Origin of the sequence: Yoonia maritima, assembly GCF_002933395.1 — a bacterium.
In the GTDB taxonomy this organism is placed as follows: Bacteria; Pseudomonadota; Alphaproteobacteria; order Rhodobacterales; family Rhodobacteraceae; genus Yoonia; species Yoonia maritima_A.
The window spans coordinates 624,277-649,520 of record NZ_PKFN01000008.1 but is presented as its reverse complement, the minus strand read 5'-3'; the positions used below and the strand labels follow the sequence as shown (position 1 = coordinate 649,520).

General features: G+C 54.1%; 27 protein-coding genes. 14 read left to right on the top strand and 13 right to left on the bottom strand.

Going from position 1 to position 25,244, the window contains the following annotated elements:
• The first annotated feature begins 18 nt into the window (after window positions 1-18).
• From rsmI to CYQ09_RS09740, 4 genes are all read left to right on the top strand, one after another.
• Entirely contained in the window at window positions 19-879 is an 861-nt protein-coding gene (rsmI, locus tag CYQ09_RS09755) for a 16S rRNA (cytidine(1402)-2'-O)-methyltransferase (protein WP_106745187.1), read from the top strand.
• A complete protein-coding gene (locus CYQ09_RS09750; RefSeq protein WP_106745186.1) occupies window positions 876-1,232 on the top strand; it encodes a YraN family protein in 357 nt (118 codons plus the stop codon). The genes rsmI and CYQ09_RS09750 overlap by 4 nt, the downstream gene beginning before the upstream one ends.
• A 69-nt stretch (window positions 1,233-1,301) precedes the next feature.
• Window positions 1,302-2,246 carry a glutathione synthase gene (gene gshB, locus CYQ09_RS09745; RefSeq protein ID WP_106745185.1) on the top strand — a complete coding sequence of 315 codons (945 nt, stop codon included), beginning with the start codon at window positions 1,302-1,304 and terminating at the stop codon, window positions 2,244-2,246.
• A 97-nt stretch (window positions 2,247-2,343) separates the two neighbouring features.
• Entirely contained in the window at window positions 2,344-3,132 is a 789-nt protein-coding gene (locus CYQ09_RS09740) for an alpha/beta hydrolase (protein ID WP_162617631.1), read from the top strand.
• On the opposite strand, the gene CYQ09_RS09735 is transcribed toward CYQ09_RS09740, so the two are convergent.
• The 4 genes from CYQ09_RS09735 to cobU are packed head-to-tail and all read right to left on the bottom strand — an operon-like array spanning window position 3,102 to window position 6,513.
• The gene (locus CYQ09_RS09735; protein ID WP_106745183.1) at window positions 3,102-4,616 is read right to left on the bottom strand and encodes a YifB family Mg chelatase-like AAA ATPase; all 1,515 of its coding nucleotides are present in this window, start codon (window positions 4,614-4,616) and stop codon (window positions 3,102-3,104) included. The genes CYQ09_RS09740 and CYQ09_RS09735 overlap by 31 nt on opposite strands.
• Before the next feature lie 51 nt (window positions 4,617-4,667).
• Window positions 4,668-5,357 carry a glutathione S-transferase gene (locus CYQ09_RS09730; protein ID WP_106745182.1) on the bottom strand — a complete coding sequence of 230 codons (690 nt, stop codon included), beginning with the start codon at window positions 5,355-5,357 and terminating at the stop codon, window positions 4,668-4,670.
• 59 nt (window positions 5,358-5,416) lie between these two features.
• Window positions 5,417-5,995, bottom strand: coding sequence for a histidine phosphatase family protein (locus CYQ09_RS09725; protein ID WP_106745181.1), 579 nt, complete (start codon window positions 5,993-5,995; stop codon window positions 5,417-5,419).
• Window positions 5,992-6,513, bottom strand: a complete 522-nt coding sequence (cobU, locus tag CYQ09_RS09720) for a bifunctional adenosylcobinamide kinase/adenosylcobinamide-phosphate guanylyltransferase (protein ID WP_106745180.1) — start codon at window positions 6,511-6,513, stop codon at window positions 5,992-5,994. Before cobU ends, CYQ09_RS09725 begins: the two co-directional genes overlap by 4 nt.
• A 95-nt stretch (window positions 6,514-6,608) precedes the next feature.
• On the opposite strand from cobU, the gene CYQ09_RS09715 reads away from it, so the two are divergent.
• The 7 genes from CYQ09_RS09715 to CYQ09_RS09685 all read left to right on the top strand — a co-directional run bounded on the left by CYQ09_RS09715 (window position 6,609) and on the right by CYQ09_RS09685 (window position 14,002).
• Window positions 6,609-7,487: an RNA polymerase factor sigma-32 gene (locus CYQ09_RS09715; protein WP_106745179.1), complete on the top strand. Its 879-nt coding sequence runs from the start codon at window positions 6,609-6,611 to the stop codon at window positions 7,485-7,487.
• Window positions 7,488-7,554: 67 nt separating this feature from the next.
• Window positions 7,555-8,748, top strand: coding sequence for a bifunctional phosphopantothenoylcysteine decarboxylase/phosphopantothenate--cysteine ligase CoaBC (gene coaBC, locus CYQ09_RS09710; protein ID WP_106745178.1), 1,194 nt, complete (start codon window positions 7,555-7,557; stop codon window positions 8,746-8,748).
• Entirely contained in the window at window positions 8,745-9,200 is a 456-nt protein-coding gene (dut, locus tag CYQ09_RS09705) for a dUTP diphosphatase (protein WP_106745177.1), read from the top strand. The genes coaBC and dut overlap by 4 nt, the downstream gene beginning before the upstream one ends.
• Window positions 9,197-10,261 carry a HesA/MoeB/ThiF family protein gene (locus tag CYQ09_RS09700; protein WP_106745176.1) on the top strand — a complete coding sequence of 355 codons (1,065 nt, stop codon included), beginning with the start codon at window positions 9,197-9,199 and terminating at the stop codon, window positions 10,259-10,261. Before dut ends, CYQ09_RS09700 begins: the two co-directional genes overlap by 4 nt.
• A gap of 33 nt (window positions 10,262-10,294) precedes the next feature.
• Window positions 10,295-11,077 carry a transporter substrate-binding domain-containing protein gene (locus CYQ09_RS09695; RefSeq protein WP_106745175.1) on the top strand — a complete coding sequence of 261 codons (783 nt, stop codon included), beginning with the start codon at window positions 10,295-10,297 and terminating at the stop codon, window positions 11,075-11,077.
• A 17-nt stretch (window positions 11,078-11,094) separates the two neighbouring features.
• Window positions 11,095-11,883 (top strand): amino acid ABC transporter permease, encoded by a 789-nt coding sequence (locus tag CYQ09_RS09690; RefSeq protein ID WP_106745174.1) that lies wholly within the window; start codon window positions 11,095-11,097, stop codon window positions 11,881-11,883.
• A 91-nt stretch (window positions 11,884-11,974) separates the two neighbouring features.
• Complete coding sequence (locus CYQ09_RS09685) at window positions 11,975-14,002, top strand: M3 family metallopeptidase (protein WP_106745173.1); 2,028 nt, start codon at window positions 11,975-11,977, stop codon at window positions 14,000-14,002.
• A 20-nt stretch (window positions 14,003-14,022) separates the two neighbouring features.
• Here CYQ09_RS09685 and CYQ09_RS09680 read toward each other — a convergent pair whose 3' ends face one another.
• The gene (locus CYQ09_RS09680; protein ID WP_106745172.1) at window positions 14,023-14,931 is read right to left on the bottom strand and encodes a cation diffusion facilitator family transporter; all 909 of its coding nucleotides are present in this window, start codon (window positions 14,929-14,931) and stop codon (window positions 14,023-14,025) included.
• A 43-nt stretch (window positions 14,932-14,974) separates the two neighbouring features.
• On the bottom strand, window positions 14,975-15,505 hold the full coding sequence (locus tag CYQ09_RS09675) for an SH3 domain-containing protein (RefSeq protein ID WP_106745171.1): 531 nt from the start codon (window positions 15,503-15,505) through the stop codon (window positions 14,975-14,977).
• A 108-nt stretch (window positions 15,506-15,613) separates the two neighbouring features.
• Between CYQ09_RS09675 and CYQ09_RS09670 the strand changes: the two genes are divergently transcribed.
• Window positions 15,614-16,600 (top strand): 2-hydroxyacid dehydrogenase, encoded by a 987-nt coding sequence (locus CYQ09_RS09670; RefSeq protein ID WP_106745170.1) that lies wholly within the window; start codon window positions 15,614-15,616, stop codon window positions 16,598-16,600.
• Between the two features lie 98 nt (window positions 16,601-16,698).
• Window positions 16,699-17,919 (top strand): hypothetical protein, encoded by a 1,221-nt coding sequence (locus CYQ09_RS09665; protein ID WP_106745169.1) that lies wholly within the window; start codon window positions 16,699-16,701, stop codon window positions 17,917-17,919.
• A gap of 16 nt (window positions 17,920-17,935) precedes the next feature.
• Here the strand turns inward: CYQ09_RS09665 and CYQ09_RS09660 are convergent, their stop codons facing one another.
• Window positions 17,936-18,391, bottom strand: coding sequence for a hypothetical protein (locus CYQ09_RS09660; protein ID WP_106745168.1), 456 nt, complete (start codon window positions 18,389-18,391; stop codon window positions 17,936-17,938).
• 371 nt (window positions 18,392-18,762) lie between these two features.
• Here CYQ09_RS09660 and CYQ09_RS09655 point away from each other — a divergent pair, with 371 nt between their 5' ends.
• Window positions 18,763-21,264 (top strand): GcvT family protein, encoded by a 2,502-nt coding sequence (locus CYQ09_RS09655; protein ID WP_106745167.1) that lies wholly within the window; start codon window positions 18,763-18,765, stop codon window positions 21,262-21,264.
• A gap of 18 nt (window positions 21,265-21,282) precedes the next feature.
• On the opposite strand, the gene CYQ09_RS09650 is transcribed toward CYQ09_RS09655, so the two are convergent.
• The 6 genes from CYQ09_RS09650 to CYQ09_RS09625 all read right to left on the bottom strand — a co-directional run bounded on the left by CYQ09_RS09650 (window position 21,283) and on the right by CYQ09_RS09625 (window position 25,121).
• Window positions 21,283-21,588 (bottom strand): hypothetical protein, encoded by a 306-nt coding sequence (locus CYQ09_RS09650; RefSeq protein ID WP_106745166.1) that lies wholly within the window; start codon window positions 21,586-21,588, stop codon window positions 21,283-21,285.
• 31 nt (window positions 21,589-21,619) lie between these two features.
• The gene (locus tag CYQ09_RS09645) at window positions 21,620-22,348 is read right to left on the bottom strand and encodes a GNAT family N-acetyltransferase (protein ID WP_106745165.1); all 729 of its coding nucleotides are present in this window, start codon (window positions 22,346-22,348) and stop codon (window positions 21,620-21,622) included.
• A gap of 9 nt (window positions 22,349-22,357) precedes the next feature.
• A complete protein-coding gene (locus tag CYQ09_RS09640) occupies window positions 22,358-23,428 on the bottom strand; it encodes an NAD(P)/FAD-dependent oxidoreductase (RefSeq protein WP_106745164.1) in 1,071 nt (356 codons plus the stop codon).
• Window positions 23,425-24,357 (bottom strand): aldo/keto reductase, encoded by a 933-nt coding sequence (locus tag CYQ09_RS09635; RefSeq protein WP_106745163.1) that lies wholly within the window; start codon window positions 24,355-24,357, stop codon window positions 23,425-23,427. The genes CYQ09_RS09640 and CYQ09_RS09635 overlap by 4 nt, the downstream gene beginning before the upstream one ends.
• Window positions 24,358-24,456: 99 nt before the next feature.
• Window positions 24,457-24,867 (bottom strand): hypothetical protein, encoded by a 411-nt coding sequence (locus CYQ09_RS09630; protein WP_204353924.1) that lies wholly within the window; start codon window positions 24,865-24,867, stop codon window positions 24,457-24,459.
• Between the two features lie 23 nt (window positions 24,868-24,890).
• The gene (locus CYQ09_RS09625; protein WP_106354638.1) at window positions 24,891-25,121 is read right to left on the bottom strand and encodes a hypothetical protein; all 231 of its coding nucleotides are present in this window, start codon (window positions 25,119-25,121) and stop codon (window positions 24,891-24,893) included.
• Window positions 25,122-25,244 lie beyond the last annotated feature (123 nt).

Below are 25,244 nucleotides of genomic sequence, written 5' to 3'. Positions count from 1 at the left end.
GGGCACGCGGGTCCAGATATGAATTTTGTAAACAAGCCACTCTCTGCCGGATTGTATTTTGTCGCGACCCCCATCGGGTCGGCACGCGACATGACGTTGCGCGGGCTCGATATTCTAGCATCGGCTGATTTGATCGCTGCCGAAGATACGCGGACAGCCCGTAAGTTAATGGAAATTCACGGTGTGCCATTGAATGGCCGCAAGGTTGTTGCCTTTCACGACCACAGTGGTGACGGGGCGACCGCACGGCTGGTTCAGGATATTCAAGAAGGAAAGTCAGTGGCTTACGTGTCAGAGGCAGGGACACCTTTGGTTGCCGACCCCGGATATGAATTGGGCAAAGCCGCAATTGCCGAAGGTTTGATGGTGACATCTGCGCCGGGGGCTTCTGCGGTGCTTGCCGCGCTTACGGTGTCTGGCCTTCCAACTGATCGCTTTGCATTTGTAGGCTTTTTGCCTGCGGCGAAACAGCAACGCGAAACCGAAATCGCAGGACTGCGGGATGTTCCATTTACGCTAGTGTTTTACGAAAGCCCGAAACGCGTTGGGGAAATGTTAGGGAATCTGCGCGATGTATTGGGTGGGGACCGACAGGCCGTGGTGTGCCGGGAACTGACAAAGAAGTTCGAAGAAACGTCGCGGGGTACGTTGGCGGAATTGGCTGACGCCTTTGATGGGCGCTCTGTGAAAGGTGAACTGGTCGTGCTGGTTGGGCGTGCAGGCGCGACTGACGTGGCCGAAATGGATGTCGAAGATGCGCTGCGCGATGCGATGCAGACAATGCGGGTCAAAGACGCGGCGACGATTGTTGCTGGCGCACTCGGGTTGCCGCGCAGGCAGGTCTATCAGGTCGCGCTGGGCATGAAGGATGATGAATGACAGGACGCACTGGCTATCATGCGGGGCTAGCGGCAGAAGAAATCGTCGCGCGTGATTATCAACGCCGCGCGCACAGTGTTGCGGCGCAACGTTGGCGCGGCAAAAGCGGTGAGATCGATTTGATCCTGCGCGATGGCGACACCGTCGTGTTTGTCGAAGTTAAGAAAAGCCATAGCTTTGCACGCGCCGCGACACGGTTAAGCCGCACCCAGATGGATCGCATTTGCGGTAGCGCGTCAGAGTTTTTGGCTGGTGAACCACATGGCCAACTGACCGATGTGCGCTTTGATTTGGCGATGGTAGATGGTGTCGGTGCGGTCAAAGTGATCGAAAACGCGTTCATGGAAAGCTGAGGGGCCATTGCACAACACATGTGGCTACGCCATGTATCAGGGCAACACAGCATTCAAAGAGGTTGCACCATGTCGCTGAAAATTGCTTTCCAGATGGATCCAATCGGCCCCATTGATATCAACGCGGACAGCACGTTTCGTATCGCCGAAGAAGCGCAGGCGCGTGGGCATTCGTTGTTCTACTATACGCCTGATAAGCTCGCATTTGATCAAGGACGTGTAACCGCGCGTGGCTGGCCGTTGACCGTTCAACGGGTCGCGGGTGATCACTTTAGTTTGGGCGAAGAACAGACTGTTGATCTGTCGGAATTCGATGTGGTTTGGCTGCGCCAAGACCCGCCATTTGATATGGGCTACATCACGACGACGCATATTTTGGATATGATCCATCCAAAAACACTGGTCGTGAACGATCCGTTTTGGGTGCGGAATTATCCTGAAAAGCTGCTGGTGCTGAACTTCCCTGATTTGACGCCACCGACGATGATCGCCCGTGATCTTGAAACCTTGCGCGGCTTTCGTGAAGAGCACGGCGATGTCATTCTTAAGCCGCTTTATGGCAACGGCGGGGCTGGGGTGTTTAAGCTTGCCCATGCTGACAGCAATCTGGCGTCGCTACACGAATTGTTCAGCGGCATTAACCGCGAGCCATTGATCATGCAGAAATATCTACCTGCGGTTTCCAAGGGTGATAAACGTGTGATCCTTGTGGATGGTGAACCTGTCGGCGCAATCAACCGCGTACCTGCTGCGGGTGAGACGCGATCGAATATGCACGTCGGTGGTCGTCCAGAGAAGGTCGCGCTGACTGATCGTGACCGCGAAATTTGCGCCAAGATTGGGCCGTTGCTGCGTGAAAAAGGCCAGATTTTCGTCGGGATCGACGTGATTGGTGACTGGTTGACTGAAATCAACGTGACTTCGCCAACGGGTATCCAAGAACTAGAGCGGTTCGACGGCACGAATGTTGCCGAAAAAATCTGGCTCGCCATCGAAGCCCGCCGCGTGGGATAAGGTGCGTTTACACATATTAAATTTCTGGCTGCGCTATTTTGTGCGGCCAGTGCTTGCCATTCAACGAGAGCCCGCTTTTTCAAAGTGGGCATTCGATTTGGCCGCACCTTGGCTGTTTCGCGGTCCACCTTACATCTGCCATCTGACCGAAACGGTTAACACGTTGACGCTGAACTGGATCAGCACAGGAAGGGTACACCCTAGACGCGTCATCCTCTATTTTCATGGTGGCGCGTATTTCGTCGGTAGTGGCGCCGCCTATCGCGGGCTATTGGGGCGCGTTTCTAGTATGACTGGATTACGTGTTTGCGCTCCTGATTATCGGTTGTTGCAAGACGCTCCGTTTCCTGCGGCGTTTGATGATTCAGTACTGGCTTGGGATGCTTTGATTGCCAAAGGTTATCGCCCGCAGGATATTATCCTGGGGGGCGACAGTTCTGGTGGCGGGCTCATGTTGGCGTTGCTGGCATTCTTAACCCAACGCGGTGACTATCCGCTTGCAGCATTCGCGATGTCGCCATGGGTTGACCTAACTCTTCAAGGTCAAACCTTACACGCAAAGTCTGAGGTCTTGTTACCTATTTCTCGCATTGACGAAGTCGTGAACCGTTACTTGAAAGGTGCCGTTCGTGATGATCCGCGGGCGTCGCCATTGTTCGCGCGATTTGATCAACCGCCGCCCGTATTGATCCAAGTCGGAAGCGGTGAGGCCTTGCGCGCTGACGCTGAACGTATGGCAGGCGCTTTACAGGGCGCGCAATTATGCGTGTGGGACGAAGTCCCGCATGTTTGGCAGATGTTTGACGGTTACGTCCCCGAAGCACGTAACGCATTGGCGGAGATCGCGGAGTTTATTCAAACCTCTTTTGTCATCGATAGCCGATAGCTGACGGCTTCTGCTACATGTGGTTTGCGTACGTCGTTAGACCCGTCAAGATCGGCAATGGTGCGTGCGACCCGCAAGACCCGGTGATACCCGCGTGCAGATAGTCCAAATCGTTCCGCAACTTTGATCAATAGGTCGCGGCCATCTGTGTCCGGCGTTGCGATTTCTTCTAGAACACGGCCTTCGGCATCTGCATTCACGCGCATATTATTATGTCCGGAAAAACGCGTTTCTTGCAGACTGCGGGCCCCTGCGACGCGTTCGGCGATTGTTGCAGAGCTTTCGCCATCTTGAGGGAGGTCCAGATCGGTAAATGCGACTGGCGGTACTTCGATCCTGAGATCAAAGCGATCCATCAAAGGGCCTGATATACGCCCCAAGTAATCATCGCCACATTGCGGAACGCGCGCACATGCGCGCGCTGGGTCCGAAAGATACCCGCATTTACAAGGGTTTGCCGCTGCGATCAGCATAAAACGACAGGGATATCGAACATGTGCGTTTGCACGGGCGACGACGACTTCGCCAGTTTCAATTGGTTGTCGGAGCGTTTCTAATACAGTGCGCGCAAATTCGGGAAATTCATCCATGAATAGCACCCCATTGTGCGCGAGGCTGATTTCGCCGGGCTTTGCTGTGCGACCGCCGCCGACAATGGCAGGCATTGATGCGGTATGGTGGGGTTCGCGAAATGGTCGCTCTCGGTTGATTCCGCCTTCGTCGAGGAGACCAGACAGAGAGTGGATCATTGACGTTTCAAGCGCTTCAACGGGGGAAAGTGGCGGTAAGATACCAGGGATGCGCGCGGCTAGCATTGATTTCCCAGAACCGGGCGAACCGACCATAATCAGGTGATGACGCCCTGCCGCCGCAATCTCCAATGCGCGTTTGGCGCGTTCTTGGCCTTTGACTTCAGAAAAGTCGCGGCTGTTGCTGGTCCGGTGAACTTCGCCGGGTTCTGATGGCGATAATACCGATTGCCCAGTGTAGTGCCGCACCACATCGGCCAATGTACGCGGTGCAATCACGTTCGCGGCCCCGACCCATGCGGCCTCTGCACCGCAGGCGTGCGGGCATAGTAGGGTGCGGTTGTCTTCTGCTGCGGCCATTGCTGCGGGCAGGGCCCCGACCACTGGCACCAATGTGCCGTCGAGTGATAGTTCGCCCAGCGCCACAGACTGGGCCGCATCATCTTGGGGGATGATGTCTAGGGCGGCCAGTAGCGCAAGAGCGATGGGAAGATCGAAATGCGAACCTTCTTTGGGCAGGTCTGCCGGCGATAGGTTTACGGTGATCCGTTTGGATGGCAATGCAATCGCCATTGCGGTCAGTGCTGCGCGGACCCTTTCGCGGGCCTCTGACACCGCTTTGTCGGGCAGGCCAACGATCGAAAACGCGGGAATGCCGGGCGTTACGGCGCATTGCACCTCGACCAGTCGTGCCTCTATCCCTTCAAATGCCACTGTGTAGGCCAGTGCGACCATGTTCACGCTCCGCTTTTTATTAACGGTTACGTGGTCGTGGTTTACGAATGGTTAAGATGCGTCGCCCGGCCAAGGTTTGCGCCCCAGATCCATTGGATAAGGCCAAGGATCGTATATTTCTGATTTCGATGCTTCGCGCCATGCTAAAAACGCGGGGTCAGCTAAATGCGCGTCGACATAGGATTGGGCGCTGCCAGTGATCGGTAGGTCATAGGTCGTCATCCGCAGCGCAACCGGCGCGTAAAAGACATCGGCCAGCGTGTATTCACCAAATAGCCAAGGCCCGCTTTGTCCGTGTCGCGAACGCGCCAGCGCCCATAGTTCTTCGATGCGGGCAATGTCTGCCAATACTGCCTCGGATGGTTGGAACCCATCCCAGACGTGGGTGATCATGTTGGGGCATGCATCACGCAGCGCCATAAAGCCCGAGTGCATTTCATGTGTGATTGTTCTGGCTAACGTCCGTGCAGCGCCGTCACGTGGGTACAGATTCACGTCTGGATGACGTTCGACCAGCGTTTCACCCATCGCCATACTGTCGGTCAGCACATAGCCTTCGGGTGTTTGCATCGCTGGAACTGTCCGCGCGGGCGCAAGATGCGCCAGTTCTTCGCGGTAGGTGCCGGCGTATAGCCCAACCAAATGCGTGTTATAGTCCAGCCCGAATTTTTCGAGCATAAGCCAGCCGCGCAACGACCAACTGCTGAAGGTGCGATCACCAATGTAAAGTTCATAAGTCATGTTAAGAGTTTAGCGCGTCAGGGCCATCTTCGCATAACGATTTTATGTGACGGATCCCATCACGGAAGATGATTGACCGACCCCAATGTCCAGCCTGTCTGGCTATGGGTCATCTGCGTAATCGACAGGTTTTCGATATGGTGCCCCATTGCCTGATAGGCGGTGCTGCCACTGGCCCGTTGGATTTGGGTCATAATGACACCCATATGGGCCGTCAGGATGATATCATGGTCTTGATGGCGTGCGCATAGGTCGTCGATTACCGCGTTGACCCGTGCGGCGACCATGTTCCAGCTTTCTCCGCCGGGGGCCTTTAGGTCGCCGGGTTCTTCCCAGAAGCGGCGGCTTAGATCGGGATCGCGTTTCGCGACTTGGGTAAAATGCAGACCGTCCCATTCGCCAAAGTCAAATTCGCGTAAATCACGATGATCCGGCAAACGGGTGCGGTCACGGGCAATTGCGTCCGCAGTCGTTGAGGCGCGGATCAGGTCTGATGAAATAACTAAGGCCGATTTTGGAAGGTGATCCGCGACTCGATTGATCAGCGCATGGTCAGATAGATCGGCAGGCACATCCCGCCAGCCGACAAATGATTTTTCGTGTGTTGGCCCGTGCCGCACCCACCATAGTCGCGTCACGGCAATTGCCCCTTTAGCGTCATGGGTAGTCCGGCCATGACAGCCACGACAAGATCAGCCTTGGCTGCGATCTGTTGGTTGAGCGTGCCTTGGGCATTTCGAAACCGCCGGGCGAGCGCGTTATCGGGAACGATCCCTTGCCCCGTTTCATTCGAAACGATGACAACGGGCCCTGCACATGCATCAAGCGCCAACAGCAACGCGGCGCTTTCCTTGGCAAGGTTATGTTCGCCAAGAATGAGGTTCGTAAGCCATAAAGTGGCGCAATCAACCAAGACTGCATCGTCTTCGGTGACCCGCTCTAAAACTGAAGCAACATTGATCGGCTCTTCGATTGTGTCCCAAAGGGTTCCACGCTGGTCCCTGTGGCGTGCAACCTTTTGGGCCATTTCATCATCAAAAACCTGCGCGGTGGCGACGTAAACAGGATTAAGCTGCGTATTAAGTACAAGGTCTTCTGCAAAGGCTGACTTCCCAGAGGCCGCCCCGCCTAGCACGAGAGAGAGATTGGGCAACATTAGATTGAAACCTTTTTTGATCCGATACGTTTCTTTCTACGTAACCGAATTAGACAGCAAAGTTAATGCTACGCAGCCACCAAAGGAGCGGATTGATGAGCACCATCGGTATTACAGATCAGAATTTTTCGCGCAACGCGATGAAGGCGGAAATGTTGGACGCCGAAACTGAGTTGGCGTTGGCCTATGCATGGCGCGACAAGCGTGATGAACAGGCGTTACATCGGTTGATCACTGCGTACATGCGATTGGCGATTTCGATGGCCGGGAAATTCAAACGATACGGCGCGCCAATGAATGACCTTATTCAAGAAGCATCTGTCGGGTTGATGAAAGCTGCTGATAAATTCGACCCTGACCGTGGCGTGCGGTTTTCAACATACGCAATGTGGTGGATTAAGGCATCCGTCCAAGAATACGTAATGCGGAATTGGTCGATGGTGCGCACAGGGTCAACATCATCGCAAAAATCCTTGTTCTTTAATATGCGCCGGGTTCAGGCCCGGATCGAACGCGAGGCCGCCGCCGAAGGGCGCACAATTCCTAAGCACGAGCTGCATCAGCTTGTCGCGACCGAGGTTGGCGTGCCGTTGCACGATGTTGAGATGATGGATGGCCGTCTGTCGGGGGCGGATTATTCGCTTAATGCGACGCAATCGGTCGAGGACGAGGGGCGCGAATGGATTGATGCCTTAGAGGACGATAGCCCCCAAGCAGAAGAAACCGTCGCGAATAACCATGACAATGATACGCTGAAGCAGTGGCTATCAACCGCGCTGGGCGGATTAAACGAACGCGAGCAGTTCATTGTGCACGAGCGTAAAATGCGTGAAGACCCGCGCACCTTAGAAAGCCTTGGCACGGAAATGGGCCTGTCAAAGGAACGTGTTCGCCAGCTAGAGGCCGCAGCTTTTGGTAAGATGCGTAAAAGTCTAGAGAGCCAAAGCACAGAGGTACGCGCATTTTTCGCCTAAGGCCTATCATTGTGTTTCCGGTATGAACTGACCTAAGTTCAACCCGAGTAAATACCGGAGACAGCACATGCTGGCGGACAAGCACATATTGTTAATTGTTGGTGGCGGTGTCGCTGCCTTTAAGGCGTTGGATTTGCTGCGTCGTTTGCGTGAACAAGGCGCTAAGGTCACACCTGTTCTGACGAAGGCAGGGGCGGAATTCGTAACCCCACTTAGCCTTTCTGCGCTGTCAGTGAGCAAGGTTTATCAAGACCTGTTTGATCTGACAGACGAGGCCGAGATGGGTCATATTGAACTGTCACGGGCTGCCGATCTTATCGTTGTGGCCCCCGCGACAGCTGACCTTATGGCGAAGATGGCACATGGGCTGGCGAATGATCTTGCCTCTACTTTGCTTCTTGCAACTGACAAGCGGGTGTTGATTGCCCCGTCGATGAATGTGCGCATGTGGGAACATCCAGCCACGCAGCGCAATTTGGCAACCTTAAAAGGCGATGGTGTGCTTGTCGTTGGACCAGATGAGGGCGCTATGGCCTGTGGTGAGTTTGGCCCCGGGCGCCTTGCCGAGACACCTGACATTATCGCGGCGATTGATGTGGCGCTGTCGGATGGTCCGCTGAAGGGAAAGCATGTTTTGGTGACCTCTGGACCCACCCATGAGCCGATTGATCCGGTGCGTTACATCGCGAACCGATCTTCGGGCGCGCAAGGAACAGCTATTGCCAAGGCGTTGGTTGCACTGGGCGCGCAAGTAACTTTTGTCACTGGTCCTGCCGATGTGCCGCCACCCGCAGGCGTGCGCGTCGTTGCCGTTAAGACCGCAAAAGAAATGCTGGATGCTGTCACCGACTCGGCGCCCGCCGACGCGGCTGTCTTTGCTGCTGCGGTTGCGGATTGGCACGTTGCTAATGCAGGCGATAGCAAGATCAAAAAGGATAAATCGGGGCTTCCCAAGCTTGAGTTCGCAGAAAATTCGGACATCCTTGCCACGGTGTCACAAATGAAAACCGGACGCCCTGCGCTTGTCGTTGGCTTTGCTGCGGAAACAGATGATGTGATTGCCTACGCCACGGCCAAACGCCTGCGCAAAGGGTGTGATTGGATCGTGGCAAACGATGTATCGCCTTCGACTGGCATCATGGGCGGCAGCGAAAATGACGTGACCTTAATCACTGCCGACGGCGCGGAAGACTGGCCGCGTATGTCAAAGGATGCCACGGCGGCCGAGCTTGCCACACGAATTGCAAAGGCCATCACGTGACACCAGAAATTACAATTCAATGGGTTGAAGGTGCCGACGTTGGCCTTGGGCTTCCTTCTTATGAAACGCCCGGTGCAGCTGGCGCTGATCTACGTGCCAATTTACCAGACAAGCGTGCAATTGAATTGCCGCCCGGTCGCCGCGTGCTGGTCCCAACGGGCCTATGCATGGGGATCCCGCAAGGCTACGAAGTTCAGATCAGGCCGCGGTCGGGTCTGGCTCTTAAGCAGGGGATCGGGTTGGTGAATAGCCCTGGTACGATTGACAGCGATTATCGCGGTCCGGTGGGGATTATCCTGATTAACTGGGGGCAAGACTATTTCACCATCGAACACGGCATGCGCATTGCACAAATGGTAATAGCGCCAGTTGTGCAGGCCCGATTTCGTCCCGTTGCGTCGTTAGACCTGACGTCGCGCGGTTCGGGCGGATTTGGATCGACCGGCCTATGAGTATGGTCGGGGCAATGGCCGCTGCCCTTTGGGGTATCGGCATGTTGATGGGCGCACCAATGCGTGCGCGCTGGACGATGCTTGCCATGTTGATTGGTGCAGTGATCCTGGGGCATCTTGTGCTGCCCGACGGACACCCACTACGTATGGCGACAGGTGGCGATGTGCGCCTATGGATCATGCTTATCGTCTTTGGCGGGATCATTGCAGGTTATCGGAACCTATTGGGTCGCGTGCGTGCGCGCGCCGTTTTAAACACGACGCCCGAACAAACCCCCGCTAGTTTTTCTGATACAGAACTAAACCGCTATGCTCGCCATATCATATTGCGAGAGGTCGGCGGTCCCGGACAAAAAGCACTGCGCGACGCATCGGTTTTGGTCGTTGGGGCAGGGGGACTGGGGGCGCCCGCGCTCCAATATCTGGCAGCAGCTGGGGTTGGTACGATCGGGGTGATCGACGATGATTTGGTCGAAAATGCAAACCTTCAGCGGCAGGTGATCCATCTAGATCAAAATATTGGCATGCCGAAGGTGCATTCTGCCGCCGAAGCGATGCGCGCGCAGAACCCGTTCGTGACTGTGCAGCCTTACCACCGGCGTCTAACCGATGAGGTCGCGAATGAATTATTCGCTGAATATGATGTTATCTTGGACGGCACCGACAATTTCGATACGCGGTATTTGATCAATCGCACCGCAGTCGCATTGGATAAGCCGTTGATCGCAGCCGCGCTAACCCAGTGGGAAGGGCAGATTAGCGTCTATGATCCCGCCAATGGCACCCCGTGCTATGCCTGCGTCTTTCCTGTGGCACCCGATGCAGAACTTGTTCCTAGCTGCGCCGAGGCTGGCGTGATCGGGCCGCTGCCGGGCGTCCTTGGTTCCATGATGGCGGTTGAGACAATTAAGCTGATTACGGGCGCTGGTGATGGGTTGCGTGGTCGGTTGCTGATTTATGATGCGCTTTATGCCCAAACACGGACAATTGCGGTTAAGCCAAGGGGCGACTGCGCGGTTTGTGCGGGCAAGGGCTTGCGCGTATCGGGCCGAGGCTCTTAGGCTGATCCAAAATTTAGATCAGTGGAGATTATCATGAAAACGCTTGCGACACTTGCTGTGGTTCTTTGTGCCACCTCTGCCATCGCCGAAGGCCATTTGCCCAATTTGGAAGGCAAAGAGATCGTGGTGGTCACAGAAAACGCCTATCCGCCGCTACAGTTTATTGACGGCAACGGTGATGCCGTGGGCTGGGAATATGACGCCATGGCTGAGATCGCGAAGCGTCTGAATGCCACTGTCGTGTATGAAAATATTAGCTGGGATGCGATGATCCCTGCCGTGTCCGAAGCCCAGTTTGACATGGGTATGACGGGTATTACGATCCGCGAAGACCGGGGAGAGGTCGTTGATTTTTCTGATAGCTATATGACCTCTGAAATGGTGATGCTTGTGCGTGGCGATGAGGATCGGTTCGATGATGCTGCCGGATTTGCCGCGAACGATGACCTGTTAATGGCCGCACAGCCGGGTACCACGCCTTTTTATGTCGGCGTCTATGAGGTGCTGGATGGCAATGAGGCAAACCCACGTATCCAATTGATGGAAACATTTGGCGCCACGGTGCAGGCGTTACGTGTTGGCGATGTCGACCTTGTTTTGACTGATGGAACTGCGGGCAACGGTTATGTCGCGGCCTCTGATGGTGGGCTAAAGATTGTTGGTGAAAAACTAGGGACCGAGGATTTTGGTTTTATTTTTCCTAAAGGGTCAGACTTGGTTGCCCCGATCAACGCTGCCATTGCTGATATGACGGCAGATGGAACAATTGATGCGCTGAACACGCGGTGGTTTCTTGAATATAAATTGGGTGAATAGGCGCGGAGCGAACCGGGTTGCACCCTAAGAATACCGATAAACCGGATTTCCCCTATTGGCTGGTCGCTGTTGTCGCGATCGGCCTTTACTTGTTTTGGCAGGTCATCGCGGATGAAACTTACACCAAGGTCCTGCACACCCTGAGCAAAGGCATATGGGTGACGATCTATGTGACTGTGATCGCCTATTCGATTGCTTGTGTTCTGGGGCTTGGTTTGGCGCTCGCGGGAATGTCGCGGTCATTGGTTTTGCGCCAGTTTTCACGGTTCTACATTGAAGTCGTACGCGGCGTGCCGATCATTGTTTTGTTGCTGTATGTCGCCTTTGTTTTAGCGCCTGCGCTTGTTTCTTTGTGGAATTGGATGGCTGAACTGATTGGGTTCGATCCTATCCGCACACGTGATTTTTCGTTGCTGTGGCGTGCAATCATTGCGTTGACCTTGGCCTATGCGTCGTTCTTGGCCGAGGTGTTTCGTGCGGGCTTGCAGTCCGTCGACACCGGCCAAATCGAAGCGGCCGAGGCGCTTGGTCTCAGTCGGTGGCAGGTTTTTCGGCTTATCGTCTTTCCGCAAGCGTTGCGTACGATTCTGCCGCCACTTGGGAATGACTTTGTCGCGATGCTAAAGGATTCTAGCCTTGTTTCAGTGCTGGGCGTGACGGATGTGACGCAGCTGGGCAAAGTGACGGCGGCCGGCAATTTCAGATATTTCGAAACCTATAATGTCGTTGCTTTGGTTTATCTTACGATGACGATCAGCCTGTCGATTGCCTTGCGCCGATTTGAGCAGCGGATGCGCAGGCGGTGAAACGGGAATTTGAGTATTTTGTACAAAGCGAGGGTGAGGTTCTGGCAAATTTGATGTCAGAGGCATAGCTATAGTTCAAAGGAGATTTGCCATGACTAATCCACTGCTTGCCGATTGGGATACACCATTTGGTCTGCCGCCATTTGATCAAATTACTGACGCAGATTTTTCGCCTGCGGTGGATGCTGCATTGGCAGAAACGCGCGAAAACATCGCCGCGATTGCGGACAATCCTGACGCACCGACATTTGAAAATACGATCGAGGCGCTGGAACTGGCAGATGAAGCACTGGGCCGCGTGCTGGGCGCATTTTATGGTGTGGCAGGTGCAGACAGCAACCCTGCGCGCGAGGCGTTGCAACGAGAATTTGCACCCAAGCTAAGTGCTTATTCGTCTGAAGTATCAGAGAATAAGGCGCTGTTCGCACGTGTCGAAACGCTTTGGGCGCGGCGTGATACACTGGATCTGACCGATGAACAGCAACGCGTTTTAATGTTGTCACGCCGCACCTTCGTGCGCTCTGGTGCTTTGTTGGAAGGTGACGATGCTGTGGCCCTTCGCGACGTGAAATCGCGGCTTTCGGTTTTGGGGACCGAGTTCACCCAAAACCTGCTGGCTGATGAACGTGAATGGTTCATGCCGTTGGCCGCTGGTGATATGGACGGATTGCCTGATTTTGTCATCGCAACTGCTAAAGCTGCCGGGAAAGAAAAGGGTGCAGAAGGTCCGGTGGTGACATTGTCCCGATCCTTGATTGTACCGTTTTTGCAGTTTTCTGAACGCCGTGATCTGCGTCAAAAGGCCTATGCAGCATGGGCCGCGCGGGGGGCAAACGGCGGTAAGACTGACAACCGTGCGCTTGCTGCTGAAACGTTGAAGCTGCGCGAACAGCGTGCTGGTTTGCTTGGCTATGAAACATTTGCTGATTTCAAGCTAGAGACCGAAATGGCCGGTACGCCCGGCGCTGTGCGTGACTTGTTGTTGAAGGTTTGGAAACCCGCCAGGGCGGCAGCCGAGTCCGATGCTGAAGTGCTAAAACGTATGCTGCATGCTGATGGATGGGATGGCCCGCTAGAGCCTTGGGACTGGCGTTTCTATTCCGAAAAGCGCCGCAAGGAACTGCATGATTTGGACGAGGCCGAGTTGAAGCCATATCTTCAGCTTGATCGCATGATCGAGGCATCGTTCGCTTGTGCAAATCGCCTGTTCAAACTTGATTTTGCTCCGATTGAGGGGCCGATCTATCACCCCGACGTGCGCCTATGGGAGGTTACCCGCAACGGCGAACATGTTGCGGTATTTATCGGCGACTATTTTGCGCGCGGCTCCAAGCGTTCGGGTGCGTGGTGTTCCGCGATGCGGTCACAGCAGCGTCTAAGCGGTGACGTGCGCCCGCATGTCGTCAATGTTTGTAACTTTGCAAAGCCCGCAGAGGGGAAGCCAGCCCTGTTATCTTATGATGATGCTCGGACTTTGTTCCATGAATTTGGTCACGCCTTGCATCAAATGCTGTCTGATGTGACCTATGAAAGCATCAGCGGCACATCGGTCGCACGTGACTTTGTAGAACTGCCGAGCCAACTGTATGAACACTGGCTGGAGGTTCCCGAAGTTCTTGCTGAATTCGCGACCCATTCAGAAACAGGCGAGCCGATGCCAAAAGACCTGCTGGAACGCATGTTGGGGGCTGCGACCTATGATATGGGTTTCCAGACCGTCGAATATGTCGCGTCGGCCTTGGTCGATCTTGAGTTCCACAATGGTCCAGCCCCTGCCGACCCTATGCAAAAGCAGGCGGAGATTTTGGAAGACATCGGCATGCCCCATGCGATCCGGATGCGGCATGCGACGCCGCATTTCGCACATGTGTTCGCAGGCGACGGCTACTCCAGTGGGTATTACAGCTACATGTGGTCAGAAGTGATGGATGCGGATGCTTTTGCAGCCTTTGAAGAGGCTGGTGGGCCGTTCGATCCGGAAACGGCGAAACGTTTGGAAGAAACGGTGCTTTCATCCGGCGGTTCTGTTGATGCAGCAGATCTATATACCGCGTTTCGTGGTCGTTTACCGGGCGTTGACGCGCTTCTTAAGGGGCGGGGCCTAGATCATTCTGCGTAGGGTTGATTTCAATCCACCTTCTACGGGCGCGGGTCGTCGGGGTGTTTCTCAACGCCAACCGGGTCTTTGTGGATCAGCACATCTGCTTGCGGATAGGCGTCTACGATGGCCCGGCGAAGTGCTGCACCCGTGGCGTGGGCATCATTGAGAGTTTGACTGCCGTCTAGTTCGATATGCATGTTCACGAAAACGCGGCTTCCCGCGACACGCGTTTTTAGGTCGTGGTAGCCGTGAACACCTTTGAACCCATCGGCAATTTCACAGATGCCTTTGATCATTGCTGGTTCTGCTTGCCGATCCATTAACGCATCCCACGCGCCTTTACCGATACGCAGCGCGCCGACCGCTAAGAGCGCTGCGGCACCTAACGCGACCACGCTGTCGATTTGCCCAAGACCAAGACTGGCAGACGCCCACAATGCGATGATCGCGCCGATGTTTGGGATAAGATCACCAAGGTAGTGTAGGCTATCAGCTTGCACGACCTTGTTTCCGGTTTTTGCCGCGACGTGGCGTTGCCACAATACCAACCCAAGCGTGACCACGATGGAGAATACCATCACAGATATCCCCTGCGTTTCGTGTTCTGGCAACGTTACAGTATCGTCAAGAAGCCGAAAAACTGCGGCTGTTCCAATGACGCAGGCGGAAATTAGGATGAATAAAGACTGACCAAGCGCTGCTAGATCTTCGGCGGATGTGTGACCAAAGTTGTGATCATCATCTGCGGGTTTTGCGGCATATGCGATTGCCGCTAAGCCACCAAGCGACATCATCAAATCCATTGCACTATCCGCGAGCGTAGCCGCAATCGCGAGTGATCCAGTTTGCCCCAATGCCCATAGTTTGGCTAGCACTAGAACAAGCGCAACAGCGACAGATAATAATCCTGCAGAGAGGTTAAGGCGGGTGGAATTTGTGTCGGACATAGGCTTTTGCTAGGCTGTTTTTGTAGCTATCACAAGCGCCAGTCTATTCTCTGATCTCGGCCTCGGCGACCCCCCAAAGCACAGATTTTGGCGTCCAACCGCGGTAACCACCTGCGCTTAGTTCACACCATGAAGGCGTGCAATCGCCTAGGCGGGCAATGACGCCGTGTTCAAGGACTGCATTTTCGGTGGCGTCTTCTGACGGTCTTGATCGAAGCGGCGTATTATCTCCGTCGATCAATACCGTCCGTACGCCTGACAGCATTGTGTAGTGGACCCACCCGCCTTGCCCGTCGCGGTCAATCACCCGGCGCCAATGTCCATATTCAGCGATGACCTGTAGCGGCATGTTGCGTCGTTGGAATACCCAATCAATGCGGTGTGACAGGGATGGTCCGCGTCTGACATTCGCTTCGGATGCCTTTAGCGAAACAAAACGCGGCATTGGAAGGTTCGTTTCAGGCCCAAGCGCGAGCGCGTCGTTGATGTCTTGCGCAAACGCCGTACCCGCAATGACAACGCTTGCGGCCAAAGCAAGTCGAACGATGCGAAACCAGTGCACCAAAGTACCCATTGTTTGTCCTTAACTGCTCAAAATTGGCGCGCGGTTCTTGTGCTACGCGTCCCTTTGGCGCAACCTGACACGGAATAGATAATTTGGAAAGCCACGGGAGGGCTCACCATGTCAGGCAAGCGGTTAAGTGTTGTTGTGACGCGACGGTTACCTGATGTCGTCGAAACCCGCATGAAAGAGCTGTTTGACGTAACATTGCGCGACGACGATGTTGCAATGTCGACGGATGAACTAGCCGTCGCGATGGGGTCTGCTGATGTGTTGGTGTCGACAATCACGGATCAAATTGATGCTAAATTGCTAGCGCGCGCCGGTGACCGTTTGAAGCTGATCGCGAACTATGGTGCAGGTGTAGACAATATTGATGTTGCCACCGCCCGCGAACGCGGCGTTCACGTGTCAAATACACCCGGCGTAGTGACCGAAGACACCGCTGACATGGTTATGGCGCTGATTTTAGGTGTGACCCGCCGCTTGGCCGAAGGCCTGCGCATTGCGCAATCAAATGATTGGCAGGGATGGTCTCCGACTGCGATGATGGGTGGTCGCATCCGCGGCCGCAGATTGGGCATTCTCGGAATGGGGCGGATCGGTCAGGCTGTCGCACGTCGGGCGAACGCATTTGGAATGGAAGTGAATTATCATAATCGGAAACGGCTTCGTCCTGAGATCGAAACAGATTTACAGGCGACATATTGGGAAAGCCTTGATCAAATGGTGGCACATATGGACGTCATTTCGATCAATTGTCCGCACACGCCGTCGACGTTCCACTTAATGAATGCCCGCCGTCTTAAGCTAATGAAATCGGACGCTGTGGTTGTGAATACTTCTCGGGGTGAAGTGATCGATGAAAACGCATTGACCCGGATGTTGCGTGCTGGGGAAATAGCGGGTGCTGGGTTGGATGTTTTTGAACGTGGGCATGACATTAACCCACGGTTAAAGCAGCTTCCGAACGTCATTTTGCTACCCCACATGGGGTCTGCGACGGTGGAAGGTCGCATTGAAATGGGCGAAAAGGTCATTGTGAATATTCAAACCTTTGCCGATGGGCATCGCCCCCCGGATCTGGTTGTGCCCGCAATGCTATGACGTTAGCATGATTGCGAAAAATGGCATTTTTTCGATGTGCCTTTTGTTTTCGTTACGTGTTTTATTATACTTTTTACAAACTCTAGGAATGGCGCGCTATGCGATTTTCGTTGGCTCTTATTGGTGTGGCAATGGTTGTGGTCGCTGCTGCAATCGTCTTTACCTTCAAAATTGTTTGGGACGATTATGTCTATAATCAACGTTTGGTCAGTGTAGAGGTAACAGCACCAGATGGTTGGAAGGTTGCATCTTACCTTCCCCAGCATGGAGAGAGCATTGTGGCAGAATCATCGGCCCCACGTGATGCGCCTGCGACCACGACACAACGGCTTCTTCGTCATTACGCTGATATCAGTGAAGATGTCACTGCGGGTGCGGTGTGGACGTTCACGCGTGATGATGAACGTGTCGTGCTAAGTTTAGTTTTTGGTCCGCATCAGCCGCCTAGTCAGGGGAATATATTTTCACAAATGCGGCGCGCTTCGGCGGGCTCTCCAAAGCCGAACCTTGATGTTGAGGTCGCAACGGTTGCAGGAGCACCGTTAATTCTAAAACCTCGGACGTCTTCCGTGCCGGGTGAAGCATTTCCTGAACCCGTCAATTATCGACTGTTTACAATGCGGCTGGGTGATGAGGAGATCGACGAAGTACTTGATATTAAAGTGTTGACCGATAGCACAGATGCTGCCGTCGCAGCGGCTATTATGGGCGTGGATCTTGAGCGTGCAAATCAACTTTTGCCAACGCCTGACCCGAATTTTGCCATCTCATTGGGGATCGTGTCGGATACGCCGCTGGCGACATCTGTGCCGGAACCGACCGTCGCGTATCGCGCCGCAGAGATGCTTGAGAACGGCCATGACTACGGCGCCCCTTGGAATGAAGCCTTACGGCGCGTTAAAACTGGCGAAATTGCAGATTGGGTTGCTATGACGGCTGCGTATCCCGACCAAATTCAGGATGCGCCATTTGAATTACTGACTGTCTTGGACGACGGATCAGAAGAAAATACCGCCCGCTATTTCGCATCCGCGATGATCGATAGCGGTCGCGATTGGAACGATCATGAATATTATATTCTGACAAAGGTTGCTGATATCACAACTGCGCAAAGTGACTTAGCAGCGTATTTATCGGGTGATTACGAGGTTGCCGCAGAGGTGTTAGCGTTAATCGCAGGTTTACCTGAAACGCGCGCGGTTGAGTCTACTTCAACCGCGGATGTTAATGCACGCCCGTCGGTATCTAGCGGATTTGGTCAATCGTCCCGGTGTCGTATCGAAAATGGTGTGCGCCGCTGTTCCGTCGGGGGTAACTAGGCGCGGCCAGATCGTTTCATGACCCTGCCCAATGCGTTGGCAGTTTTCCTGCGATTTGCCCGGCTTCCACGATTTCCCGATAGTGGTTCATTTTATGTGCGAGAAATCGATGTTTCGGATCGGGCAATAGCGCGGTGACTTGACCCACATGGTGAAACGCGCCGGGCAGGTTTGGCACAACATCGTCTTGACGATTGATTATCAAACACATCTTGCCGTTTTTGATAGGGCCACGTGTATGGCGAGGACGGGGTGCGGCAAAGCCAATTCCGGGCACCCCATAGCTTTTGGTCAGAATTTGTGCGGCTGCCGCCCCCAATGAATGTCCTATAATGAATGTCGGCGTTACCCGTTCTTTGATCAGCCAATCTGCGACCACCGCGGCGTATGCCAGAAAACCTTGATGCCAGATTGTCCCCGACACGCCTTTGGCGACGCTATCGTCGCTTAACTTTAGTCGTTTGTGTCCCAAAAGCAGGGGCCGTAAATTATATCTTAGGTAGTCACGAACAGAATTTGACCCCGGCAAGAGCAGTATATCGCCTTCTAAAAGGTGTGCTTGTACGTCACGATGAGGACAAGATCGCATAACCCGGGGCCTGATTATGTTGATGCTGTTATAACTTGCTTCCGCCAGTTTCCCGGCGTCTTCGAGCGAGAATTGAACCATTTGCTTTATCCATTTTCGACGTAATAATGTTATCGTCTGGTTCGCAGTGTAGCATAAAAATGGGACCTTTATGTATTGCTGTCGCAATTGCACGATGAGGCGTCGGCTAGTTCTTTCGTTCATGTTCAGTTTCGCGCAAATTGAACGCAAGAATAGTAAAGGGAGTCGCGCTTATGAAAACGCATGTCAAAGCATTGGTTGTGGGCGGTGGTGCCGTCGGGACATCAATCGCATATCACTTGGCCAAGGCCGGTTGGGATGATGTGATGTTGTTAGAGCGCGATGAGCTCACATCGGGTTCGACTTGGCATGCGGCGGGCTTGCTGCCCTATTTCAACATGTCTTACGCGTCTAGCCACATCCACGACTATTCGATCAAGTTTTATAAGACGCTTGAGGAAGAAACCGGGCTGAACCCCGGTTTTTCGGTCGTTGGCAACCTACGTATGGCGCAGTCGCAGGCGCGTATGGACGAATACATGCTGTATGCTACGACGGCGGAAACCGTCGATATCCCGTATGAATGGATGACCCCAGATCAAATCCGGGAACGTTGGCCGTTGGTCCGGACCGAAGATCTGGTGGGCGCGATTTTCCACCCGACTGATGGTTATATCAACCCAGCCGACGTCACGATGGCCATGGCCAAAGGTGCCCGTCAGCGTGGCGTCACGATTGAACGCCGTTGGCAGGTTGATGGCTATCATTGGACGGGTGACCACTGGGATGTGACCTGTACGAAAATGGTTGAAAAGGGCGGTAACCTGATCCCGTCCGAGGAACAGATCGTTATCCATGCTGAACACGTTGTGACAGCAACAGGTAACCATGCACAGCGCACGGCGAAAATGCTGGGCATCAAGACACCGGCGATTCCGGTCGAACACCAGTTCATCGTGACAGAACCTGATCCGGCGTTGGTCGAGTGGCGCAAACAGAATGGCGAACACCCTGTTCTGCGCGACGTTGACGCCCGCTGGTATGTCCGCGAAGAACGCGGCGGCTGGATTTTGGGACCATACGAGGACGGCGCACCTTCGCGTTTCCGCTACGGTGTGCCTGATAGTTTCCGTGCTGATCTGTTCCCGCTGAATCTTGAGCGGATCGAACAGGAATACATGGACTTTATTCATCGTATTCCGTCGACCGAAGAAGTCGGTCTAAAGGACGATTTCAACGGTCCAATTTGTTACACGCCAGATGGCAACCCGCTGATTGGCCCGGCACCTGGCCTGCGGAACATGTGGCTTGCTGAAGGGTTCTCGTTCGGGATTACGGCTGGCGGTGGCGCTGGGTATTATCTAGCACAAATGATGGTCGAAGGCGAAGCTGAGATCGACATGGCGTCCCTTGATCCAAAGCGTTACGGCGATTGGATGACGTCCGAATATGCGACGGTGAAGAACGAAGAAACCTATCCGTTCCTGCTGAAATTGCATTGGCCAGACGAAGAACGCCCAGCAGCACGTCCGCTGCGCACATCGCCCGCCTATGACCGCCAAGCCAAACGCGGCGCACAATTTGGTCAGGTGAACGGTTGGGAACGGCCTAACTACTTCGGCCCCGTGGATGCGCCCGCAAACTTTGACGAAGAAACCAATTCATTCCGCCGTGGCGGCTGGTGGCAACATGCCGTCGAAGAAGCAAAGGCGATCCGCGAAGGCGTTGGCCTGATCGACGCCACAGCGTTCACCAAGCACATCGTTAAGGGCCCCGGCGCAGAAGCGTTTCTAGATTGGTTCACTACCAACAAACTGCCAAAGGTCGGTCGGATTAACCTGACCTATGCACTGACAACTGCTGGGACGACACGCACGGAATATACGATTGTGCGGTTGAAGGATGATGAATTCTATCTGGTCTCGGCTGGGGCTTGGACAGATTATGATGCGGATTTCCTGCGTAAGGCGATCGAAGACAAAGAAGCTGACTTTGGCCGTATCGAAATGCAGAACGTTACCACGCAGTGGGGCGTATTTGCGATCGCGGGCCCCAAAGCACGTGATGTGCTGAAGGAAGTGATCTGCGACGCTGACCCGGAAACCGCCCTGTCGAACAAGCGTTTCCCTTGGCTATCTGCCCGGCAAATTGAATTGGGGATGTGCCCGGTCAACGCGATCCGCGTGGCCTATACGGGTGAACTTGGTTGGGAGCTGCATCACCCGATGGAGATGCAGAACTATCTGTTCGATCTGCTTGAAAAAGCCGGTGAAAAACACGGGATGAAGCTGGTGGGCGCACGTGCACAGAACTGGCTGCGTCAGGAAAAATCTTATCGTGCATTTGGGACTGAACTGGGGCGCGACGCAACCCCGCTTGAGGCTGACCTGCCGCGATTTGTTGATCTATCCAAGGATTTCCACGGCAAGGCAGCGATGGAGAAGATCGGGATTCGGTCAACCTGCGTGACGCTTTTGATTGATGGTCCTGACGATGCCGATCCATGGGGTCGCGAGGCGCTGTATGACATGGATGGCAATCGTGTCGGGCGGTTAACGTCAGGTGGCTATTCAGTGGCGTTCGAAAAATCCATTGGTATGGGCTATGTCAAACCCGGAATGGATGTCGTCGGCACCAAGCTGCAAGTCAAAATGTTCGATAAACTATGGCCCGCAGAGATTGTCGAAGACAGCCCTTACGATCCGAAAAACGCCACGATCCGTATCGACGGCTAATACTTACGCAAGCGCTGTCTAACCGCGCCAGCGCTTGCGTATCCGGTGCCATGTCCACCGGCCACGCACGATAAGGGTTGCTAACGGCCCTTGTAACGCAGGGATATCAATTGCAAGCAAAAGCATCCCAACCGGGATCATCCAAAGCCCAAGTACGGGCAGGATCGCAAGGCAGCCGCCCACGATCAGAATAAGCGCTAAAAATAGACGCACAACGAACCAGCCGGGCTGGCGCAATCGGTCTATCCAAGGGGCCAGCTCAGCTACGCGATTAAATTCGCGTTCGAACCGTTTGCGGCTTGTGACGGTTTTGTCTTTTTCCATGCTGCTCTAATTGGCGATCTCGCGTAGATATTCAATCGGGGGGATTGATTATTGACGATGGCATTAGGTCAGACAAACGTTGGCGCTGTTGTCCGTTTGTATCAAAATTGTCAGGTGCCAGCCAAGTTTGAAAGGCGTGTTCAACAGTCGGCCAGTCTTGGTCGAGTATAGAAAACCACGCGGTATCGCGGTTGCGTCCCTTATAGATAGTCGCCTGTCGAAACAGCCCGTCATAGCTAAAGCCAAGTCGCTGTGCCGCGCTGCGGGAGGGGGCGTTTAACGCGTCACATTTCCATTCGTATCGCCTGTAGCCCAGGTCGCCCATGGCACGTTTCATCATTAGATACATGGCTTCAGTTGCGGCGGGGGTTCGTTGAAGTGCGGGTGCAAAAGTAATAAATCCGACCTCAACCACGCCATTGGCTGGATCAATTCGAAGGAAGCTCGCGACCCCAACTGGGCGACCGGTATCTTTGGCGATGATTGCGAAATACAGCGGGTCTTGGCTCTGACGCGCGGTTTCAACCCATGCGGCATAGTCTTGCGCTGACGCAAATGGCCCGACGGGCATATATGTCCACAGCGTACCAGTTGTATCCGCATCAAAGGCCGCGAACAGTTCGTCACTGTGCGCTAAATCAAGCGGAACAAGGTCGCAGTACTGTCCGCACATTGGTGTTTTGGGAATAGGTGCACAGCCTGTCCATTCGGGAACTGGGTTGCCGATAGGCTGCCCCTGCGGGTTTGTAGTCTGTGTCATTGTGGTCTTTCAGGCAAAACGTACGGGTGATAGTGCGGCAACGGAATCAGCTGAAATTGCAGGGGTGCGGTTGGCGACCAAATCAGCAAGTAGCTGGCTTGCGGCGGGGGCCGATTGCATCCCATATCCGCCTTGTCCCGCACACCAGATAAAACTGGGGTCGTTGGTGTCTGGCCCAAGAACGAGCGTCCGGTCCGGTGAAAACGTGCGCATTCCGGCCCATGATGACAAAAGACGGGTCACGGACATGGTAACGTTTTCTTCGAACCGCGCGATACCTTCGGCCAATACCATATCATCGGCATATGTATCGTGTGGCGTTACAAGGTCTTCGTCCGCGGGCGACACGATTAATGCACCTGCATCAGGTTTAGAATACCATGTTTCACCTGCTGCAAAGACCATAGGCCAAGTGCTGACGTTCATGCCTTCGGGGGCGGGAATACGGGCCATTGACCGACGAAGCGGCGTAAAGCCAAGTGGCGCAATACCTGCCATTTTCGCGATGATATCGACCCACCCGCCTGCGGCATTCACTATATTTTTTGCCTCATAGGTAGTCGATACGGTTGTCACCGCCCAACCTAAATCGGTACGTTTTATGCCAGTGACAGCGGATTTCGTTTGAATGATTGCTCCATTTTTACGGGCCAATTTGGCGAATGTCTGATTGAGCCTATCCGTGTCGATGTCTTGGGCGCGGTCATCATAGCCGACTTGCGTAACCACATCGGGATTAAGGATGGGAAGACGTTCTCGGGCCTCTGATATGCTTAGCTGGTTGAGCTTCATTTGGGCGAAGTCAGTGTTGAACTCTGCCTTATTCCCATTATTTCCCACCAGCATAATCCCGCGGGGGCTAAGGACATCAGCGTCTTTGTGAAAATCATAAGACGCTTCATTCAACGCGATGGTTGATGGCTTTCCATAGTTGCGTTCAAACAGGGCGGCAGATCGTCCCGAAGCGTGATAGGCAAGCGCGCTTTCGCTTTCCAGCACAGTGACGCTGCCAAGCTCTGAGAGACGTGCTGCAGCTGATAATCCAGCGATACCACCTCCTATAACGAGAAAGTCGATCATGCTTCTTCCAATCTGTCGGTCGCAGGTGCTGGGGTAACACTGAGCGCTGTAATTCGCGCGTAAAGTTCGGCGGACATGTCAAATTCATTTGCGGCCAGTGACGGTTCTAACTGCTTGGCCGATCTGGCTGAAATGATAGGGCTGGGTCGCGTAGGGTGGGTCTTGACCCACGCCACTGCAAGGGTCGCGGCATCAGTGCCCAATTCAGATGCAAGCCCTGACAATGCCTTTGCTGCATCATGCATCCATGCTTCATCATAGCGCGCTTGGTATCGTTCGTCTTCAGTCAATCGACCGGTGCCGCCATTTGCGTATTTGCCCGTCAGCAACCCGCCCCCAAGCGGGGAATACGGAATAACTGCGATGTCTTGGTCCTGCGCCATCGGGAAAATTTCGACTTCGGACTGACGTTTGACAAGGCTGTACATGGGTTGGATCGCGTCTATTTTTGTACCCAGTGATCTCGCAACGATTTGGGCTTTCATCACCTGCCAAGCAGCATAGTTCGACACGCCGATGTAGCGGATAACGCCCGCGCTTTGAAGTTCGGCCAAGGTGCTAAAGGTTTCTTCAAGCGGTGTATCTGGATCAAATCTGTGTAGGTATAGCAGGTCTACGGTGTCTTGGTTTAGCTGCTTGCGGCTGCGGTCAAATTGGTCTTCGATGTTTGTGCGCGACGCGCCGCCAATATATCCGACCTTTGTGGCCAGAAAAATTTCGTCTCGTTGTTGTTTGATCATGCCGCCTAGGATGGATTCAGAGCGACCCCCCGTATATCCCACCGCGGTGTCGAAGTGATTTATCCCGATGGAGCGTGCTGCATCGAACATCGCACGGCTTTCTTGGGCGTCGGCTGTGCCGCCGAATTGCATGGTTCCAAACGTGAGAGGCGATACGGGCGCGCCGTTGCGGGTATAAAGCTGTGTCATAAAAATACTGTTGCATGGCTTTTCATTCATGAAAAGCGCAGGATTGTACCCATAACAATCAGTGCTGCTGTCCTGCCAATGCGCGGCAGGACAGGAGTGTTATTCTACCACAGCAGATGCGTTATCGGTGACCACATATGAACAGGCATGGCATGCCTTTGCCCCAGTTTGATCGAACCATCGACAGGTGGCGCGAATGGGGCAGGCGGGTAGCCCATCTGATTTGGGTAAATGGAAACCCTCGATATGTGTAAGTACGCGGTCAATGACCCCGCATCGATTTCCTGTCCACTGGCTGCACCCGTTGGTCGCGCAATGGCTTGAGAAACGCATCCGTTGTTCTGGTGGGCCTACTTTGCTAGCAGTTGTGATAAATTCATCATCGACCGCCATTGCAGTGCGTAGGTTGTGAATGCGTCCATCGGCACCTTTAACGCCCAGTAATTTGGCACCCGGTTCGCACCGTGCGCTGGGGCAGCTACGGTCTGCCCCAGCGTTTATGGAATCCAAAGTGCCCCTTTCAGGGCGGCCCATCACAAGCCCCCAAGCCGTTTTCCAAGGTCGGCTTCGATTTGAGAAATACGATCAAGGTCAGGGTGCAGAATAATGCCCCACCATTCGCGTGGAAATTTGACGGCAAAGGGTTTGTCAAACCCCAGCCGCGCAACATGTTTAAGGGCTACGGACTGCAATTCATTTTGAAGTTGCAGTTGATCTTCTTTGGACATCGGCATTTCGCCAAGGTCGATCGCAAAACGTGCCATGAGGACACTCCTTTGTTGCTAAAGTTTATGCCGCTAAAAATAAGATGCAGCAAAAGCAGTATAACACACGGCAAAGTTGATCTCGGGTCAGGTTTTCCTGACTGCCCCGTTGACATCGCACCA